Genomic DNA, 20,079 nt, shown 5'->3' with positions numbered 1-20,079 from the left:
GTACAGATCATGAAAGGGTCTCAAATAATTCTACTTGCACAACGTCTTGCTTTTGATACGGGCTTATATTGAGTATATAGTCAACAGCCTTCTGCGCCTGAATACTCGAATAGACAATCAAACGTGAATCCCGCTTCAATTGATCAAGCCAGCCATTGATATACGCAACGCTGTTATCAAACTCAACATGGTCAATACCGGCAACAGAATTCAGGAAACAGGTGCCAATTTCTGCAACCAATTCTTCCTGCGAATACATTTCTGTACCAAAGCCCGGATTGTCAACAATACCTTTCCTATTGAGTCTCTTTGCATGGCCTGTTGAATGAATCAGTTCATGAAAGAGCGTACTGTAATAGCTTTCGTTGGTCTTAAACGTTTGTTGCTTTGGCATATTAATATAATCCTTTATTGGGCTATAAAACGCCTTTTGCTTGGTGTGTTTAATCACAGGGCAATTGGGCATCATCTCAATGATTTCATCACAGGTTCCTATGTTTGAAACGGGATAGGGATTGTTGGGAACGCTGTAGGATTCCGGAATGCCATCACATTGAGCGATATTATACACTTTGTAGTATCTAAGAATGTGTGACGCTTTAGCGCTATCTTGTGCCTCTTCCTGCTCTTGTTTTTCCAGTGGTTTCCAAAATACTACAATATGGCCTCTTTCACCAGATTTAACTTTTCCTCCCAACGCTTGCAGTTGCTTCCACGTAATGAAGTAGTTTTGGGCATATCCGAGTGAGGCAAGCATCCATACATTCATTCCCTTGTAGGGAATTTCGGTAACAATGTTCATAGGATACCCGGCTTCTGTCCATGGCTGTTGCCAGGGTACAATGTTGCGTTGTAATTGGTCAATAATGCGGTTGGTAACGATGGCATAGACATCGGTGTGCTGTGTTGTTTCCATGACGTACTAATTAAGTTTTTAAAGAATCTTTCTTTAAGCGTACGATGGAATGGAATGGGATATAAGGGGGGAGAAATTATCTGTTTGTGATTTTATTAAACTATCTAAGGACGATCATATAGCTAACAGGAAAAGCCCTCCGTGAAAAATGAAATTATTGTAACGTAGAGTGGCAATAATTGCCATTGCCTCAAATAGTTAACAAAATTAGGTGTGCTTTTTGAAAGAGAGGTAAAAGTGTTTAACGATACAGAGTTTTCGAATATTATACTTTAAATTTACTTATTAAAAATACTATGGCGTCAATATTTACTTATAGAGTTTATAAAGGGTTAAATTTTCGAGTCACCCCTCGGGCGTTAATGCAGCTATAACTATAAAGTATAGATACATAAAAAAGGCCGAGTGCAGCAAATGCTAACTCGGCCTTTTTTTATTTAAATATGTCATGAACTAAAATGGATTAATTATTAATTTTTAAAACTTAAAGCTATGTCTAAATCAAGAAATGATGAAGCCTACGATGCGGGCTATGAAGATGGTAAAAATTCGCACGTAATACACAGGTTTGCCCAAAGCCATTCAGACATTTTTCCAGAGCAACCAGGTGACAGTTCGTATAATGGGGGTTTTTGGGATGGCGCTGCGGATAGACATGATGATGATAATAGCCATTATCAAGGCGGTAGCGATGATAGTAGCAGTGACTGCTTTATTACAACGGCAACACTTATGTCGATCGGTAAATCTGATCCCTGCGAGGAACTAAATGCGTTCAGAGAATTTCGTGATAAATGGTTACTAAACAAAACCGATGGTCAGCTGCTGGTATCCGAGTATTACAAAATAGCCCCGCGAATAGTAGCTGCAATAAACGCGTTGCCTGATTGTGGAAAAATATATAATGACCTTTGGAAAACCGATATTGAACCGTGCTTGGGTATGATAAGGAAAAAGCATTTTAACAAAGCGAAATCGGCTTATATAAATGCAGTTGCCATGTTGAAACTGAAATATTTGACTACGTGATTGTGAATTTAGCTGATAGTACTGGCATCAATTTTTTTAAGTGTTCCCGAGCCAAATGTTTGTTCGATCAATTTACCCAACTTTAATAAGTTACCGTTAATTTGGGCGTCGATAAAGAGTTTGAGGACCTCCTGTCTGTTAAGGAATGTACCTTTGTTATTCTCATAGATGATGTCAATCGCATCATTCATCATAGACACCTCATATGATCGACTGATGATAATTCCGCGGTTATTTAACTTTTCATCTCTAAATAACAATTCATCTTTGATAGATTCATAAAATGAAGCCGTGAGATAGGAAATGACAGCTTCCTCAATGCTTTGTAAATAGACTCTCTTACCATCTCGCGAAACAATTCTAAAACCATTCCGATATGGTTTTAGCTGTTGTCCAGATTGATTGTCTTTATTTTCGGATATTATCTGAAACGCTGTGTAAGATTTAATGTGCAATAACTCATGGAAAAGCGCCAGGGAAAATTGGATATCTGATACATCGCGGTCAATCAAAACACTTTGCTGCAAAGATGAATGGGCACCATAAAGTAATCTACCATTAGTATATCTTTCTGTACCCTCAGGTGGTAAGACGTGGATATTAACAAGAGGAATATTGATCTGTTTCGTGCGTTTATATTGTTCGAGTATGCGGTTTAAGGCCATTTGGGTAAATTCAATGAGCGCAACGTCTTTTTCCGTTTTTTCTATTTCAAAGCCTTCAATTTTTTTCCCGCCCATAGTTTCAATATTGGTAATGATATATTCATGCCATTTTTGCGCAAGTTCTTTTTGTTCATTAGATATACCAATAAGTTTGTCTATGTACGGGTTGTTAAAACCTTCCATAGTAGAATCATAGCACCTTTATTGAAAAATAATCCCACATTGAAAAGCCTCGTTTCAACAACGTCTATTTGCTGCCTATTTATTGCGTCCGACAATGAATAGGGACAAATTCTCCCCCCTTATCTCCCTCCCCTAAAACAGATACCCTGTATCTAAACCTCTTCCTTTACAATAAAATAATCCCTACATTCATTCACCCTTAACCTTTCAATCGATGGAAAAACAAAAGATTGTTGGAAGCTGGATACGTGTGTCCACTGACTTCCAAGTCGACAATGACAGTCCTGAACATCACATGTTGCGGGCACAAATGTATGCCGATGCCAAAGGCTGGCACCTCATAGAAGTATACCGGCTCGATGCAATCAGCGGTAAGTCGATCATGGATCAGCCTGAAACCAAACGAATGCTTGCTGATATTCGGAGTGGCCGCATCACCGGATTGATATTCTCCAAATTAGCCAGGCTCGCCCGTAACACAAAGGAATTATTGGACTTTGCAGAAATATTCAGAGAATCCAATGCAGACCTCATATCACTTGCAGAAAGCATTGATACTAGTACTCCTGCGGGCAGACTCTTCTACACTGTAATTGCCGCTATGGCCCAATGGGAGCGTGAGGAAATATCAAGCCGCGTAGCAGCATCAGTTCCCATACGTGCGAGGATGAACAAGCCATTGGGTGGTCAAGCACCGTTTGGGTACGCCTGGGTTGATAAGGAGATGGTCATTGATGAAAACGAAGCGCCAATTCGCAAACTCATGCATGAATTGTTCATTGAACACAAGCGCAAAGGCACCGTTGCTGATGTGTTAAACAAACAAGGCTATCGCACCAGAAATGGCTCAAAGTTCACTGATACTACTATTGGCCGGTTATTAATCGACCCAATGGCCAAAGGCGAACGCCGGGCCAATTACACCAAAAGCTTAGGCGAAAACAAACAATGGGTGTATAAGCCGCAAGAGGAATGGATTGTCATGCCATGTCCCCGTATTGTGTCTGATGAGGTATGGAACGAATGCAACCGCATTTTAGACGTCCAAGCAAAACCTCGAAAGAAGCCGGCAAAGAAACCAGTTCATTTGTTTACCAACCTTTTGTTTTGCTCCTGTGGGCCGACGAAAATGTACATCCCATCAAACAGCAAGAAATACGTTTGTACGGCTTGCCGGAAAAGCAGAATTGAAGAAAACGATTTAGAAGAAATCTATTTCGCGCACCTCAAATCATTCCTTTTGACCAAAGAACATTTAGCAACCTATCTTTCAAAAGCAGATGCAACAATTGAAGACAAAAGTGAGCAACTTAAAACGCTTAATCAGGAATTGAAAAAAGTCCGAGAGCACATGGACAAGTTGCTTGACTTACACCTCTCCGGTGAGCTTCCGAAACAAGGCTTCGGCGACAAATACAATCCACTCAATGAACGGGCACAGCAACTAACAGAACAATTGCCGCGATTAGAAGCCGAAATTGACTTCTTGAAGATGCAAACACTCAACAGTAGCCATCTGCACGGAGAGGCCCAAAACTTGTATGACCGTTGGCCTCAATTATCCATTGAGGCCAAACGGACTATTGCCGAACAAATAACGGATTCGATAACGATAGGGGGCGACGAGATACACATCAAATTCAGCTATAATCCATCGCTTTTAGGAATTGAGCCAGATTCCCAACGCAACCTCAGGGGTTCATACTCGCCACCAGCATAAAGCTGCTAGGATAATCAACGGTAAACTTGGCGCGCGATATGGTTACCCGCCGCTCTTCCAACGGCTGGCGCATTACTTCAAGAGCGCTGCGCTTAAACTCCGGCAATTCATCCAAAAACAACACGCCGTTATGCGCCAGCGATATTTCGCCGGGTTGGGGATTGCTGCCACCGCCAACCAGGGCAACATCACTATTAGTGTTAAAGTGGAAATAGCTTATGTTTGTATTGTTAATCATTTCAGCCACTTAACAAACATAAGATGATTTTAGGAATTTATTCGCGAGTTAGTACCGAAGAGCAAGCCGAAAAAGGTATTTCTTTAGATAATCAAGTTCATAGAGGAACACAACTTGCTATTAGAATGAGTTGGGAACCTAAAGTATATCAAGATGCCGGGGTCTCTGGAACGCTCCCAGTCAATAAAAGACCTGGCTTAAAGGCTATGATGGAAGATATTGCCAGTCGTAAGATAGGGGCTGTATGGGTTTCCGCAGAAGATAGATTATCACGTGCCGGCATCATAGAAACTACTGCTATCAAAGATATTTTTAGAGAAAATAAAATACGATACTTTGAAAATGAAGTTGAAATAAATCTACATGACATTAACGTTGGTTTATTATCCGATATAAAAACACTACTTGCTCAATTTGAAAGTGCTAAAACAGGTGCTCGTATTAGCGCAGACTTAAAAGCCAATATTGAGAAAGGAAAAGTTAGTGGCGGTCCCTTGATAACCTTTGGTTATACAAAAGATGAAAATAAAATGTTAGTGATAGATGAAGATGAAAGAGCAGTAGTAGAATACATCTTTAAGTTAGCATTGGAAGGGAAAGGTACCAAAGTAATTGCTGGTATTCTGAATGATGAAGGCATCTTAACAAAACGTGGTCGTGTTGATGTTGGTAAAGGTATGATGGTAAAAGGTAAAAAGAAAGAGACTTTTCTATGGCGTGATAGTGTTATTTATAGAATATTAACTAACTCAATTTATACAGGTCAGAGGCTTTACAAGGATAAACATTACCCTTTTCCTAATCTTGCCATTATTAGTGAGTCAACTCTTTCACTGGTGAAAGATAAGCTATCCAATAGAAATCAGTTCAAAGACACTACAAACAAATACAACTATCAGTTAAAAGGCTTGATACAATGTGGAACGTGTAGAGGACGATTTTATGGTCATAAACGTGCTAACGGTAAAGACAATACTTATATCTGTAATTCACAAAGGTATGGTGAATGGTGTGGTAATAAAGGTATCAATATAGATTCTTTAGACCAGTTGGTTATAGACAATATTCTAAAGTTAGAGGATACAACTGCCAAAGCGTTTGTGACTATGGCTACAAAAAGTACACAAGGTCAACATTTAAAGGATTTTAACCGTTACACTGAAAAAATTAAAGAAGTAGATACAAGAATATCAAATCTAATTATGATGGCTGAAACTGCAGCCATTGACCCAGCAATGTTTAAGACACGTATAGAGGAATTAAATAAATCAAAAACAAATTATAACAATTTGTTAGAACAGGTTAGAAAGACCCTCGGTGTGTTTGAACACGAAAAAGCAATCAAACAATTCATCAAAGAGACGGTCGCAGATTTTAAAATTCTAAAGACAGACGAAGCAAGGAAGTTAGCGATTCAAAACATTGTTGATTGTATTACATTGAGGTGGAACGAAGAGGAATCCCAGCACATGATAGGTATATTTTTTAGGTTAGATAAAATTGCCCGTTACACTGATTCTAACAATGAGGTCTATTTTATGAACAATGAAATTACCTTGACTAGAAAACCTGATAATAGAATAGGTAGTGTTGTTGATGAAAGATTGTATCTATCAAATGCAATTAACTATAGCGACGAAGAAATTCAGTTATTACGTTCTACGATCCCATACCCTGAAAAATCATTGACTACAGCACAAGGTCATTCGATGGTCCCAGTACCATTAAAGATTGATATAAAAGATTTGAAAAAAGCGTTAGTATCGATGAAAGACGAGGAACGTATAAGAAATACTAATAATTAAGTTCCTAAAACCAACTCTATCTACTGGGAAACAAGAATTCGAGAAATATCACACGAGATACATCAAAACTTTAATTTATCCGAAATTCGTGATACTCTGCTTATCTTGCCTTTAGAATCAATCTTTATATGAGTATTTGGAATAATTATAATCGTCAATCACTTACAAGCCTTTCAGAAGAACGTTTGATAATTCTTGTTAATGGCATGAGTAGATATGATATAATCGAATGGTTATCATGGAATGACCCTAATGGAATTTATAATGATGAACGGTCGCTTAAAGAATTGGGTAACATTATGTCTAAAGAAGAAGGAATAGAAATACTTCTACGACAAGTTGAAGAAAACAGGATAGTTGGTATTAAATAGCAATTAAGCTACTAATAACGACTTTACCTTCATAACTGTGCTGGTAGATACTCCCGCAACTTTTCCTGCCTCACGGACAGTTAAACCTTTATTAAGTGCTTTGATAATTTGTTGAGACGACTGTTTATTTAAAAAAGATTTTTGATTTTCGGAAGTACCCTTTGGTCGACCCAATTTCCCGCCGTTTTGTACATAGACTATTCGACCTACAGTTGTGCGTTCTTTAATGTTTTCAAGTTCCATTTGATATAAGGAAGCCATAACCGAACTAATCATGTTCCAAATGGGATTTTTAATACCACTCGGGCGAGATTGGAGTCCATTATTGCGAATTACAACATTTATCCCCTTTTCATCTAACCAATTAAGAACACTTATAACATCACCAGTATTTCTTCCTAACCTCGAAAATTCTTCACACACAATCTCGGTCACCTTGCCATTTTCAATAAGTTTTGTTAATTCCTTTCCTCTGGGTCTGTCTTTAAATGATACGCTACCTGAAATCTTATCAAGTAAAATCAAGTCGTAATTGTCATTGTCTGCTGTAAATCTATTTCCTGATTGATTCAATGTACTCACGCGGTTATATTTGACTCTCATTTTGTTGTGTTTTTAATTACACAATAAAAGTACAGCGGAATAACCTATTTCGCCGCACAAATTCAGTGGTTGTGGGCAACTTTTCTGCATCAAATTAAACCATGAATAAAATAATAGCAAATAGAAAGTCGTATTAATGTTTCAACCAGCTTTAATGTCAACTTCGAATAAATGTATATTACGCGCCGTATTTTTTGAAGTCATATGCACATAACATTTTCTTATAACTCGATAATTTTTTTTCTGGATAACTTCTTAAATAAGATTCAACATCGTCTAAATCGAGATTACCCTCCATTGTCGACCAAAAAATAGCATTTTCTTTTGAGCTATTTGGGATATGTGAATCATCAAGTATTTTCTTAATGGTATCGTGAGTGGTTTTACAAGTAGCTGAAGTAGACGGCAAAACCAAATCTAATTTTGCCTTTTGATTTTTTTTAAGGACGTCTGAATGAGCTAAATGTGTATTAATTGTACTGAATCCAAAAATTGGGAAATAAATATTACTTGGTATAGAATACTTATCAATTAATGCTAGAATTTGAGAGTTTGATTCATCTATTATTTTAAAGTAATTTGTAATAGTTTCTGAACTTGTAGAAAATTGATATTGAATCGTTTTGTCAGTTCCAATTGCCAGTATTTTTTCAGAGTTTTTCAATTCATCTAAATCCTCTGTAATTTTAACAGCTATCTTTCCACCAGAATAAATCTCTCTAACAATAGATTGAACTTTTCTTATATCTAGTGCAGAAATTTGCAATTGAAGACTTGAAAGTGCTTTATAAATCGCGGTAAAGTTGTCCGTCTTGATTTTATTTATCCTTATAGTGCTAAACCCTTCCATATCAATGTCATGTTCAGTAATTTCCTCTGATGTCCCATCAGCTTCATACTCAACTAACAAAAAATTTTCCCTGATTTTAATTGCTTGTTCTGAATTTGGTTCAATATAAGTGAAGATTGTTTTCAGTATGCTCTTTATATTTTCATCCCCTATATTATAGCCAAAGAAAATTATTGGATTATGGATAAATAAAGAAAGTAATTGGGCTCTAATCAATTCATACTTTTGCGAAAATTTTTGATAATCATCAGACGTAATTATTAGTTTACCAGCATTGGTAGTGCAACCATGTATTTTGTATACTGATCCGTAGGGATTGCTTAAAAGAATATCGTTGCCTATTAGCTTGTTAAATTCGAACGTTTCTTCAATCAAGCCGTCATAATTTGTAGTAATGATTGACCCAATGTTTTTCCTGATTTTTTTTAACTCTGTTAATTCATCAACTTTTGTTTTTCTGAAGTCAAGAGTAGAAAATATTTGACCTATATAAATTTTAAAGCGGCTCAATTTTACGCTTTTTGCCATGTTGGCGTAAAAGATGTCATTAATATCTTTAAATTTTCCGTTCCGATCTCCCGAAAGTATGCTGTTGAACTCCTCTTCCAATAAAGTCGCTATTTTATCAAACTTATACTTTCCATCCTCTTCGCATTGAGCTTTGATGTCTAAATAATATTCGTCATTCCCTTTTAAATCAAAAGCAATTTTAGATAACAAGCCGTCCCATGTATAAGAATTTTCAAGATAGCGGAGACTAAATCCAGTTCCAATAAATAACACTGGATGATTTTTATATTGAGAAATAAATTCAGTAATATTCATAAATAAGGTTTTTATAAATATAGGGTTATCTCTTTTGACAAGAGAAAAATATTCTTATAATTCTCATGTCATCTTACTATTACACCACAATAGATGACTTCTGGGACACTTTCGTTTAAACACAATTAAACTACTACACGAAAGAAAATAATCAAAGGGAGACGATGATTTTAGATATATATCATATCGTATTAAAATCAATAAGTAAACATGAAAATTAAACCTCGACACATTAAGAAATTCGAAGCATTTATTCAAAATTCAAAAAATACTAACCCGACAAACACCGAAGATGCGAAGACTGATAAAAGGTTAGCTCGGTTGATAAAAACGAAGAATCAGAAAATAATGATGAAGGCGAAGGTCACATTCTGGATGGAATAAACAAGTTCTTCGACGAACTACGTAAACATTAAATCAAACTATGGATATATACTACTTAATTAATGGAAAAAAATATTTGGACAATTACTTGTTAAGGGAGCAACTACAATTAAATAGGTCCGAAATACAAAAGCTAATGATTGCACATCCATTTCCAAAAGATGAAATAATTTATATTCAAAATAAAAAACTTTACTCATTGTCAGCTATACATTCATTTATAAAAACGTTGTTAAATGAGCATGAGCGGTAAGTTAATCTCTTTATTAAATAAGCGAAGAGCAAAATTAAAAGAATACAATAGTACCTCTACTAACAGTTGGAAAAAGAGATTAAAGCGAATTGAATTACAAATAATAGACGGCCAAATAAATATTGAAAGACTTAAGCAGCAATATAAATAATGAGTTATCCAACTCTGGAATAAAATGGAGTAAAAGTAAACAGTTAATCATCCTTTAGAATTGGTTGACTATGCCTAATTAATAATATACTTTATGAATAAACCTACATTGTTAAAAAAATCAAAGAATACTACAGATTACATTACTGATATAACTAAAGCATTTACCATCTTATCTAACAGAAAGAAATTATATCATTTGACAATTGATGAGGTACCAACGCCACATATTCAAGATTTCTATTTCCAATTAACGAATAAGCTTTTTAACAAAATCAATAAGGACCATCGAAACCCCTATGAACACGTAAACTACCTGTTTATTATGGAGTACGGTGGTGTTATATCAAAACGTGAAGTTTACAATTCTACAATAGATAATTTAGGAATTCATGCCCACTGTCTAATTGATACCTCGTTAACAATACCACAAATAGAGTTTTATCTTAATACAGTTTTCAAAACTATCCCAAATTACAAGCTTCAAGATATTTCTAAAAGTGATACGAAGGAAGGATTACTAAATTATCTCTTAAAACAAAATCACACAGGATTAATGACCGCCGATAGTTATAATTACAAGATATTAGTTTAATAACTTTAGACCTTAATCTTAAACAATGACCTATCACTTAAAAGTTTTAGCAAATGGTTTAGCCATCTGCGAACTAACGGTAATCAATCCTAATAATGGAAAAGAGGTTACGTGCAATGCGTTAATTGACACCGGTGCGGAAATAACTATACTGTGCTGTGGTTTATTTGACGAACTTGAATTTAACCAAGTCGAGTTATTAAAAGGAGGTACGTCTTCATTGGATAAAGACCAAATTGTAAGCGTTGCAATGGTAGATATGAAATTGCCATCTGCAAATTGGACTACTTTCCAAACTTTGGTATATAAAAAAGACATTTCAATTAGAGAAGAATACTCTGCAATTATCGGAATTAACATTTTAAGAAATTATCAATTGGTTTATCACGGTTCTAAAAAAACAGCTTGGATTGATGAAGTCTAAATCGATAAAAAATCTCCATACACTTTGCTGCATGGAGATTTTCTAATCGTTATTCAATACTAACAGTTGCATCAGCAATGAGTAAGAAAGTTAGATTGATATTCGAAGTATCCTAATGAATAGTAGTATCAGGAGTGCTGTTTGGTATACCCTTTAAAGCACCCATATCTATTAATTTCATATTCTCTTTTACAAAACCATCTTTAACTTTGAGAATTTTTTCATCACTCAATTTCATCCATACAGAACCGTCAACACCCACGTTGATTTCATCTACTTTTCCTTTAACTGTAACCGTACTCAAAATAAAGATTTTGTTATAGTCAAAATCATCCTCGGTGGTTGGTTTATAAAACAGTTGACTATACTTCGTGAATACTTGCCTTAAAGCATTATCGTTGTATCCCAATAGAAACCCTCTTGTCTCGTGACTGGGCTCGTCTATGTATTCATCTAATTTGGGTTTATAGAAAGCTAATGGTTGTTCATTAATATCGCTGCTTGTATGAGTATTCATTTGTTCAATAATTTTGTCATCCTGTCCATTATAAATCCAATATTTATTATCGGTAGCACTACTGAAATATGAAAATAATGCCTCTTTAGGCTTGGGGGTGTTAAATCTTAACTCTACCACATCTATAGGGTCCGTTCCTATCTTTTCAGTGCCTGGGTATTTAAGTAGGAAAGAAAGCTTCTCGTTGAATGGGTTTTTCTTGTAATAGAATCCGTTAAATGTAACGTACTGGTGTAAATATTTGCTTTTAAATTCTTCCGGGTTGGCTCTATATTCAGTATTGAGGGCGAGGTTATCAGTAATGACAAGCTCATTACTCTTACTCGTTTGTGCAGTGTCTGAATTAACTTGAGCTTGTGACGTTTGGTTTTTGTTCGAGTTGGAGCAACTTGTTACCGCACCAATAAATACGATAGAACCGATAGCCAAGTATCGTTTCACGGTGATAAGAGAATCAAAATTGACTTGTTTTTTTGTTAGCTTTTCTTTCATTGCAATTGATTTAAGATTTTAAAAATTTATGATTTGAAGCTAACATACGGACATATTTTGAATTTGTAGTCCGTACGGTTTACAATAAATATCCACAGTAGGGCTACTATTGGAAGGATATGCCACCAAAATTAGACGAGACACAAAAGAAGATTTTAAAAAAACTTGCAGAGAGGGTTAAATCAATCCGTAAGGCCAAGGGTTGGACTTTAGAAGAAGCCGGTAATGGTGGTAATAAAGACCGTCAATCCATACATCGATTAGAATCAGGTGAGTATAACCCGTCAATTATTTACCTAATAGAATTGTGTAGAGGTTTTGAAATGGATATTTCTGAACTATTAAAAGATATAGATAGTGAATCTTTATAGCATACCGAAAACTCCCATCAACGGATAGAAGTTAACTATTCGGTAACTATTAAAGTTTGGTGATTAAAAACCCGTCTTTCACTTTGGATACAGAAATTGTCTTTATTTCTTTACCTTTTCTGTATTTAGCATAGAAATACGCAGAAGGTGTGGTTTTAATTGTCCATTCTTTTTCTTCAAAAAATAACCCTTCTCCACTTTTCAATTTGTCGATTTCTGCACCAAAAATCACGGGTTTAGTACCACCCACTTTAGTTGCTAATAATGCTGTTGATTGTTCTTTTGTCTTTAATACTGGCATTGCTTTATGTTTTAAATTAATAACTATAGAGCAATTATAAGGAGGTTTTTTTGTTGGCGCAGCATTTATAAAAAGAAATAATATGAGGCAGGTTAAGTCTCATATCAGGTTTAGTTAGCTTGACTACTTTTTCTTTTTAGTGGGTATTGGTAATGTATGATCCGTTTTAGAAACAGTAATCCACGATTTATCAAATCCCAAAGCCTGTAAGGTTTTTTCTTTATCCAGCCCAGCAGGCTTTCTAATCTTTATCAAGACACTATTTGACGGAACTTTTTCGTGAATTGTAAATTGAGAACCATGTGGCTGCCATGTAAACATGTGTGCATTTGTCTGTTTTGAAAAACCCTGTAAATTGTTGTTTTTATTCCATTCCCAGTAGAACAGTTCAGGGTCATAACGGATAGTCTCAAATTCAAAAACTACAACTTCGGACAAGTCATTAGCTTTAATTAAAACAATAGTGCGTAAGTGGTCAAACCTCTCTCTTACCGCACTAACTCTATCATTCCAAATAGATAACACTTGTTCGCCAGGCAAATTAGGGTCAACCGAAGTGTCGATGTTTGCCCCAAAAGAATAAACAATGGAATTTCTGCCTGATACTAACGGTACTTTCTTTGCTTTTGAAGGATTAGAAGATTTTACAGTTTTGGCTCCCCAAGCAGTATTACCTAATCTTACATCATCCAAACCAACATTGGAGTCTCTCCATTCAGCACCTATTGCAGTAGCAAATATTGCTTCCCATTCAGAGCCTATAAGATTTGGCGCACCTTTAGATGCTAGTAAATAAACAATTTCTCTACCCACAATAAGGGGTAGAGAGGGTGGGAAATTATTTAAAGGAAATGCTGGTGGGCTTTTGTGTACGGTTCTTAATTTAGGTGATGGTTTGTCCATCAACAAATATTATCATATTTCATAAGCTTTGCAAACTTCTGTCATATCCAGTGTTTTAGCAACGTATGGTAATAGTTTTAAGATAACCGCTTTAACCATATTTACAGGAACGGCATTACCCGCTTGTTTCCTTGCTTGTGTGTCGTTCTTAATAATTTTATAGGTATCAGGGAACCCTTGTAGTCTAAACATTTCGCGTGGAGTCAACCTTCTCTCGCCATTAACTAGTAAGTAGTTGTAAGAGGCCCCTGCTCTTAAAGCACATGAATAAGGGTATGAACAGATGTTACCCGATTTGTTTTCATGCCAAATAGAAAGTTTATAAGCAGATGTATGTCTCTCTTTCCTTTTTGCTAATATGTATTCTGAAGCAAGATGTTTTTTATCTACTTTCTTTTCCAAAACTTCCTCTAGCGGTTTGAAGGGTCTGATAGGCTCGGGATAGGTAAATACAATTGGATCACGATGTCCAACTATTACAACACGTTCTCTTTTTTGAGGCAATCCATAATCAAGAGCGTTCAATACCGTAAACCTAACCGAATACCCTAATTCTTCTAATGTCTTAATGATGACCTTTAATGTTTCGCCCCCGTTGTGACCTACCAATTGTTTAACATTTTCAAGTATAAACGCTTTTGGTTTCTTCTCCTTTAAGATGCTTGCGATGTTATAAAAAAGAGTTCCCCGAGTGTCTTCAAAACCTTTCATTTGACCTATGATACTAAAAGGTTGACATGGAAAACCCCCAAACAGGATGTCGTGGTCAGGGATGTCTTTAGGGTCAACTTTAGTGATGTCTCCAAATGGTCTATGACCAAAATTATTTTCGTAACTGTCTTGACAATATGTATCTATATCAGATGAAAAAACACATTCTGGTTCGATATTATTTTCAACACAAGCTTGGTCCATAGCAACCCTAAAGCCACCTATACCGCAAAACAGGTCGATAAATTTAAGTTTTTCCATTAGTGAGATTTGATTTTAAATATAGAATTAAATATGATTTTAACGTAGACGCCTACAAATGTTGTGGAAACATATAAAAGTTACTAACACATAGCGCTAAATATGTTAGCAATTTTATTTAAAATTATTGGAGTAACAAAGTTGTATTTAATAATTAACTTGTAATCAAGTCATTATTTTTTACTCCGATCATAGCCTTTAAATCTCAACTATTACCCCTTGTTGACATTCGGCAGCCTCTGCCATCGCTTCTTCACGTGAACCAAATTCCAAAGTTTCACCATCTTCATCTGTGCATACAGAGTTTAATCCGTTCCATTTTTCAATTACAATAAAGCTCATATTTTATGTTTTTTATTTAGTTAATAGTCTGTTTAAAATCATTCAATGTTTTGGTATGATAGTATTCACAATATCCATCCCAGTGAAAATCTAACATTTCATTTACACTTTTCTTGGCCCCTGGAATGACTTCAAGCCAAACAATATATCCTTGTAATTGCTCAAATGACCTTGAACGTGTTAGTTCTAAAAACATCTCGTCATCTACAATAAAGTCTTGAGCGAAACCATTAGGGTAATATAATGCCATTGCGGATTCGCTAATCTTATCAGATAAATAATCATCCATATAACAATCGATGTAGGATGCAAGCTCGCATTTCACGTTTTCAAATGTCCAAAAATCCCGTAGTATAGCGTCCTTTTTTTCACGATAGGTATTCTCAAATTCTAATAAGCTGTCAATGTCTAATTTTGATAGTAGGTGTTTTATCTTTTTTATTTTCATGGTTGTTCCTCTTTTAATTTGGTTAAACAGACAATAGGTTTTTCAACTTCTCTATTCTTGATTTACGTTGTGATATGGAAGGTTTGCTATCTGCGAATAGTTTGATACCATTAATTTCAACCTCAATTCTCTTTCTTTTTTCTTTCCCGGCAGATGTTCTAAACAATCCAGATTTAACTAAATGTTCAGCGATATTAGGTAGGTGCAAATTGTTATCTACAAAGGTTTTTAAGTTATCCAAATAATTAGTTTCACAATTAATTGAAACACAGGGTTGAATGTATTTAAAATCAAAAGAATTATAAGTACGACACTTTTCAATGTCATCCTCTAAAGCCTGAATTACATCTTCTATTTTGTTCCCGTCTTCATCAAATACATCATCACCGTAGTCATAGGTTTCTTCACCATCTTCGTCATAGGCTTCTAATTCAACATGAGTTTCATTTAATATCCCTGTGACATATACATATTCCCCAGCTTCTAATTGACCGTCTGTTGTAGAATAAAACAGCTCAAAATCAAATCCGTATTTATCAGCCATCCAAACCCATAGCGTTACACGTGGTTGCCAGGAATGCCCAGCACTAAAGTTAACAGTGTAATACTGCCCCGTCTTATCAATACGTGATTCCCTGATATTTGTAAAATCATCCACTCTAGGCATTATCTCGCCTAAAGTTTCATTTTTTGTTGGGTGTCTTGTAGTCGGGTCGGTTATTTTACCTATCAAAATAGTAAATGCTTGACGGTCACTATAGGTTGAATTACCGCAGCCGTAATTACTACTTTCTAAATAATTTAGATAGTTAGTTAGAACAGTTTCTAGATTTTGCATCTGATTGTTAGTGCCCCTGAACGTAATAGAGAAATCATAAATATTAGCCATTTTTATAAAAAATTAAAATCATAGGCATGACACGCCATGCCATTAAGCGGGGTTTGAATTGTGGTGACCTCACAGAATTTTTAATGCCGGCAAAGAGTTTTCGACTCTTTTAATGAATGATTTAAGTCACTCATTTAATCACTGGGTCGTGATTAATATCTCATTGAGAACGATACAAACGTACGAAAACAGGGCGCAGTCGTGCAAAATGTAATTTTTAAAAACTTATTTATTATTGATAATCAAAACGTTACATGTTTTCTACTTTAACACAACAACATCGCTGATTGTGTGGTGCGGCGAGCGGAATGGCCGCGTGGTTACCAGCGCATCAGCGGCAGATAGCTTGCCTGCAACCGAATGTATCTTGGTAGTTTCCAATGATTCGTACAGGCTTAAAGGCGGCAAAATTGAAGGCAGTCTGCGCGCCAACATAGTTTTCCCCGCTCCCGGCGGACCAATCAATATCACATTATGTCCGCCTGCAGCAGCAATCTCAAGGGCGCGTTTAATGTTTTCCTGGCCGCGCACTTCGCTAAAGTCGCTGTCGTAAGCTGTAAGGCTTTTATAAAATTCTTCACGGGTGTCAACAATTACGGGGGTAAGTTGCGTTGTGCCGTCAAAAAAGCCGGCAACCTCGGTCAGGCTTTCAACCCCGTACACTTCCAGGTCGTTAACAATGGCAGCTTCGCGGGCATTTTGCTTGGGCAGTATAAAGCCATTAAAGCCGTCTTTACGCGCCTGTATGGCTATGGGCAGAGCGCCTTTAATGGGTTGTACCGTACCATCAAGTGATAGTTCGCCCATTATCAAGTACTTGTCCAGGTTTTCGCCATCAACCTGGCCCGAGCCGGCCAAGATGGCTGTAGCAATGGTAAGGTCGTATGCCGAGCCCTCCTTGCGAATATCGGCGGGGGCCATGTTTACTATAATCTTCTGCCGCGGCATCCGGAACCCGTTGGTTTGCAACGCGGCCTCAATGCGCTGCATGGATTCACGCACAGCGTTATCGGGCAAACCCACTATCAAATAAAAAGGTTTGCCGCCGCCACTGATGTTTACCTCGACGGTTATGGTAATGGCTTCGATGCCGTAAACTGCGCTTCCAAAAGTTTTAACTAACACAATGATAAAGTTTAATCACCCGGCGAAAGTTATATAATTTAATTGAGGGATGGAAAAAGCGGGGGCGAATTAAGATTAAAGTACGAACTTTTATATCACAAAAAAGATGCATAGCGTTCCATTTTCCCACGCGGAACACCCGGAACGCTGTGAAACATGCTGATTATCAAGCGTTCCATTTTTTAATCGGGACGGGGTATTGTTTAATCTTTTCAGTAGCTTTATATCAAATACCAATATAAACCCGTCACCTGCCCTCGAACCTGCTAAGTTTTAATGAAGCAAAAACTGATAATCCTTTTCCTGTTGCTGTGCTGCTTTCGCTTGTACGGACAGGATAAGAGCAATGTGGCTAACCCGGTTGTCGTTAAATTAAAGACCTTTTTAACAACCCACCTCACCGAGAAAGCATATCTGCAATTTGACAAACCTTATTATGCGGCAGGCGATACGGTTTATTTTAAAGCCTATGTTACGTTTGGCGAACGGCACCAGCTATCAACCTTAAGTGGCGTTTTGCATGTTGATTTGATCAATACCAATAATAAAATAGATCAATCAATAAAGCTACAGTTGGTAAACGGGCTTGCCTGGGGCGATTTTTTATTGCCCGACTCGTTGCCAAAAGGCAATTACCGCATTCGGGCTTACACCCAATGGATGCGCAACGAAGCTGATGCGTCCTTTTTTGAGCAGGTGGTTCCGGTTGGCTCGACCGAAAAGGAAAAGATTGCCGAAAGCACGCCTGCAGGGGCAAAAATAAATTCAAAACCTGATGTTCAATTTTTTCCCGAGAGCGGCAGCCTGGTGAATGGCATTAGGTCAAAAATCGCCTTTAGGGCAGTTAGTACAAATGGCAAGGGGATTGATGTGGCAGGGGTGGTATTGGATAATAACAATACCGAAATATGCCGTTTTGCCTCAACCCATTTGGGCATGGGGTATTTTTACTTACAGCCCCAGGAAGGTAAAAGCTATAACGCCAGAATTACTTATGCCGATGGAATGCAAGAGATGGTTAAACTACCTGGTTCCGAAGCCTCGGGCTTAATGTTAACAATAAACAACGACTCGTTACCCAAAGCATCGGTACGGATTGAAGCCAACAAGGCCTGCTTTGCCCAAAACCGGGATAAGGACTATATGCTGCTGATTTATTCGGGCGGCGTTGCAACATCGGTTACTACTAAGCTTGATAGTAATGTGATATCGCTGGATATTGCCAAGCGGCACTTGCATACGGGCGTTGCAACAGTTACGCTGTTTTCGCCAGGCGGTGAGCCAATGTGCGAGCGGCTGTTTTTTGTGCAAAATTACGACCAGCTTACGCTTGATATAAAAAGCGATAAAACAGTTTATGCGACAAGAGGAAAAGTAAACATCAGTTTGCTGGCAAAAAACCGCTCCGACTCCGTAACTATGGGCCATTTTTCGGTATCGGTCGTAGATGAGGGTAAAGTATCAGTAAACGAAAATGAGGAAGGCACCATCCTTTCAAACCTGCTGCTAACGTCAGACTTAAAAGGAGAAGTAGAACAGCCAAACTATTATTTTACAAACACTGGCGATTCGACCCGCAGCAACCTGGATTTGGTGATGCTTACCCGCGGCTACCGCAGGTTTGAATGGCGGCCCCTGCTCGATAATGCCTACCCGGCTTTAACTTACCAACCTGAAAAAATGTTAGAGATAACCGGAACTGCGAAAATGCTGGGCGGCAGGGCACTATCAAAAGGTACAGTATCATTAATCGCGCCATTTAGCGGCCACGGGGTTTTAAGCACAGTTACAAATAGTAAAGGAAATTTCAGCTTTACCAACATGGTATACATTGATTCGGCAAAATTTATTTTACAGGCGGTGAATGCGAAGGGGAGTAATAACACGATGCTTACTTACAATGCGGATAAGCCGGCGCCGGTTACGCTTTACCAACAACCTCAATCGGTTGTGGCGGATACGGCGATGAACGCTTACATGAAAAACAACCAAAAGCAACGCAAACAGCTATATACGCAGGGGTTAATTAGCGGAAAAATGCTGAGAGAGGTAAAAATAAACGCCCGCAAACGCGATGATAACTACAGAACACAGAGCCTTGCAGGCGCGGGCCACGCCGACCAGGTTTTACACAGTAAAGACATCGGGTATGGCATGCTAAGAGATAATTTGAATGGGAAATTGAGGGGTGTTGTATTTGTAGGGCCAACTCCTTATTTGGAATTAAGCTTTATGGACCATTTAGGCGGTAAAGCAAAAGCGATGCTGGTTATTGTGGATGGTATTGAAGGAGCACCTTTACCCATTTCGGCAGATGAAGTTGAAACCGTTGAAGTATTAAAATATGCCAGCGCCAGCATATACGGAATGAACTCGGCCGGCGGTGTGTTAGTGATAACCACAAAACTACAACAGGGCAAGGAATTGAAAGATATTACCTCCAAGGGCATCCTGCCCATAACCGTAAGAGGCTTTTACAAAGCCCGCGAGTTTTACTCGCCTAAATATGAGAGCGCTACCGACAACAAACTTGCAGATTTACGAACCACCATTTACTGGAACCCCGAAATATTAACTGACAAGGATGGGAATGCCCAATTTGAATTTTATAATGCCAATGCCAAAGGCAGCTATCGCGTTGTTATGGAAGGAATTGATTCCGAAGGTAACCTTGGCCGGCAGGTTTACCACTATAAAGTAGAATGATT

At 37.4% G+C, this 20,079-nt stretch carries 19 protein-coding genes and 2 pseudogenes; 8 read left to right on the top strand and 13 right to left on the bottom strand.

The genetic code is table 11. The features are described from left to right. Nucleotides 1-7 precede the first annotated feature (7 nt). Nucleotides 8-916 carry a zincin-like metallopeptidase domain-containing protein gene (locus Q0R52_RS10780; protein WP_295794661.1) on the bottom strand — a complete coding sequence of 303 codons (909 nt, stop codon included), beginning with the start codon at nt 914-916 and terminating at the stop codon, nt 8-10. A 492-nt stretch (nt 917-1,408) separates the two neighbouring features. Between Q0R52_RS10780 and Q0R52_RS10775 the strand changes: the two genes are divergently transcribed. Next, nucleotides 1,409-1,945 carry a CFI-box-CTERM domain-containing protein gene (locus tag Q0R52_RS10775; protein ID WP_295794660.1) on the top strand — a complete coding sequence of 179 codons (537 nt, stop codon included), beginning with the start codon at nt 1,409-1,411 and terminating at the stop codon, nt 1,943-1,945. Nucleotides 1,946-1,953: 8 nt separating this feature from the next. On the opposite strand, the gene Q0R52_RS10770 is transcribed toward Q0R52_RS10775, so the two are convergent. Next, entirely contained in the window at nt 1,954-2,793 is an 840-nt protein-coding gene (locus tag Q0R52_RS10770; protein ID WP_295794659.1) for a hypothetical protein, read from the bottom strand. A gap of 214 nt (nt 2,794-3,007) precedes the next feature. Between Q0R52_RS10770 and Q0R52_RS10765 the strand changes: the two genes are divergently transcribed. After that, entirely contained in the window at nt 3,008-4,513 is a 1,506-nt protein-coding gene (locus Q0R52_RS10765) for a recombinase family protein (protein ID WP_295794658.1), read from the top strand. On the opposite strand, the pseudogene Q0R52_RS10760 reads toward Q0R52_RS10765, so the two are convergent. Continuing rightward, a pseudogene (locus tag Q0R52_RS10760) lies at nt 4,488-4,715 on the bottom strand (ATP-binding protein); the annotation flags it as partial. The gene Q0R52_RS10765 and the pseudogene Q0R52_RS10760 sit on opposite strands and share 26 nt — an antisense overlap. A 59-nt stretch (nt 4,716-4,774) precedes the next feature. Between Q0R52_RS10760 and Q0R52_RS10755 the strand changes: the two are divergent. After that, the gene (locus Q0R52_RS10755; protein WP_295794657.1) at nt 4,775-6,556 is read left to right on the top strand and encodes a recombinase family protein; all 1,782 of its coding nucleotides are present in this window, start codon (nt 4,775-4,777) and stop codon (nt 6,554-6,556) included. A 128-nt stretch (nt 6,557-6,684) separates the two neighbouring features. Beyond that, entirely contained in the window at nt 6,685-6,927 is a 243-nt protein-coding gene (locus Q0R52_RS10750) for a hypothetical protein (RefSeq protein WP_295794656.1), read from the top strand. A gap of 3 nt (nt 6,928-6,930) precedes the next feature. Here Q0R52_RS10750 and Q0R52_RS10745 read toward each other — a convergent pair whose 3' ends face one another. After that, the gene (locus tag Q0R52_RS10745; RefSeq protein ID WP_295794655.1) at nt 6,931-7,530 is read right to left on the bottom strand and encodes a recombinase family protein; all 600 of its coding nucleotides are present in this window, start codon (nt 7,528-7,530) and stop codon (nt 6,931-6,933) included. 178 nt (nt 7,531-7,708) lie between these two features. Beyond that, entirely contained in the window at nt 7,709-9,205 is a 1,497-nt protein-coding gene (locus Q0R52_RS10740) for an SIR2 family protein (protein ID WP_295794654.1), read from the bottom strand. An 881-nt stretch (nt 9,206-10,086) separates the two neighbouring features. Here Q0R52_RS10740 and Q0R52_RS10735 point away from each other — a divergent pair. Beyond that, the gene (locus Q0R52_RS10735; protein ID WP_295794653.1) at nt 10,087-10,587 is read left to right on the top strand and encodes a hypothetical protein; all 501 of its coding nucleotides are present in this window, start codon (nt 10,087-10,089) and stop codon (nt 10,585-10,587) included. A gap of 25 nt (nt 10,588-10,612) precedes the next feature. Further along, nucleotides 10,613-11,011, top strand: coding sequence for a hypothetical protein (locus tag Q0R52_RS10730; RefSeq protein WP_295794652.1), 399 nt, complete (start codon nt 10,613-10,615; stop codon nt 11,009-11,011). A 112-nt stretch (nt 11,012-11,123) separates the two neighbouring features. On the opposite strand, the gene Q0R52_RS10725 is transcribed toward Q0R52_RS10730, so the two are convergent. Beyond that, on the bottom strand, nt 11,124-12,020 hold the full coding sequence (locus Q0R52_RS10725; protein ID WP_295794651.1) for a hypothetical protein: 897 nt from the start codon (nt 12,018-12,020) through the stop codon (nt 11,124-11,126). 119 nt (nt 12,021-12,139) lie between these two features. Here Q0R52_RS10725 and Q0R52_RS10720 point away from each other — a divergent pair, with 119 nt between their 5' ends. Beyond that, nucleotides 12,140-12,391, top strand: a complete 252-nt coding sequence (locus tag Q0R52_RS10720; RefSeq protein WP_295794650.1) for a helix-turn-helix transcriptional regulator — start codon at nt 12,140-12,142, stop codon at nt 12,389-12,391. Between the two features lie 49 nt (nt 12,392-12,440). On the opposite strand, the gene Q0R52_RS10715 is transcribed toward Q0R52_RS10720, so the two are convergent. The 7 genes and pseudogenes from Q0R52_RS10715 to Q0R52_RS10685 all read right to left on the bottom strand — a co-directional run. Continuing rightward, nucleotides 12,441-12,692, bottom strand: coding sequence for a hypothetical protein (locus Q0R52_RS10715; protein WP_295794649.1), 252 nt, complete (start codon nt 12,690-12,692; stop codon nt 12,441-12,443). A gap of 123 nt (nt 12,693-12,815) precedes the next feature. Beyond that, nucleotides 12,816-13,595 carry a hypothetical protein gene (locus tag Q0R52_RS10710; protein ID WP_295794648.1) on the bottom strand — a complete coding sequence of 260 codons (780 nt, stop codon included), beginning with the start codon at nt 13,593-13,595 and terminating at the stop codon, nt 12,816-12,818. A 12-nt stretch (nt 13,596-13,607) separates the two neighbouring features. Beyond that, nucleotides 13,608-14,567, bottom strand: coding sequence for a DNA (cytosine-5-)-methyltransferase (dcm, locus tag Q0R52_RS10705; protein WP_295794647.1), 960 nt, complete (start codon nt 14,565-14,567; stop codon nt 13,608-13,610). 198 nt (nt 14,568-14,765) lie between these two features. Further along, nucleotides 14,766-14,909, bottom strand: a complete 144-nt coding sequence (locus Q0R52_RS10700; protein WP_295794646.1) for a hypothetical protein — start codon at nt 14,907-14,909, stop codon at nt 14,766-14,768. Between the two features lie 16 nt (nt 14,910-14,925). Next, the gene (locus Q0R52_RS10695; RefSeq protein WP_295794645.1) at nt 14,926-15,357 is read right to left on the bottom strand and encodes a hypothetical protein; all 432 of its coding nucleotides are present in this window, start codon (nt 15,355-15,357) and stop codon (nt 14,926-14,928) included. A 22-nt stretch (nt 15,358-15,379) separates the two neighbouring features. Then, the gene (locus tag Q0R52_RS10690) at nt 15,380-16,246 is read right to left on the bottom strand and encodes a hypothetical protein (RefSeq protein ID WP_295794644.1); all 867 of its coding nucleotides are present in this window, start codon (nt 16,244-16,246) and stop codon (nt 15,380-15,382) included. 267 nt (nt 16,247-16,513) lie between these two features. Beyond that, nucleotides 16,514-17,371 (bottom strand): annotated as a pseudogene (locus Q0R52_RS10685) (magnesium chelatase domain-containing protein); the annotation flags it as partial. Nucleotides 17,372-17,647: 276 nt separating this feature from the next. Between Q0R52_RS10685 and Q0R52_RS10680 the strand changes: the two are divergent. Next, nucleotides 17,648-20,077, top strand: a complete 2,430-nt coding sequence (locus Q0R52_RS10680; RefSeq protein WP_295794643.1) for an MG2 domain-containing protein — start codon at nt 17,648-17,650, stop codon at nt 20,075-20,077. Nucleotides 20,078-20,079 lie beyond the last annotated feature (2 nt).

The organism is Mucilaginibacter sp. (assembly GCF_025359345.1).
Classification (GTDB): Bacteria; Bacteroidota; Bacteroidia; order Sphingobacteriales; family Sphingobacteriaceae; genus Mucilaginibacter.
The sequence above is the reverse complement of the archived record's forward strand: the minus strand, read 5'-3'. Positions and strand labels throughout refer to the sequence as shown.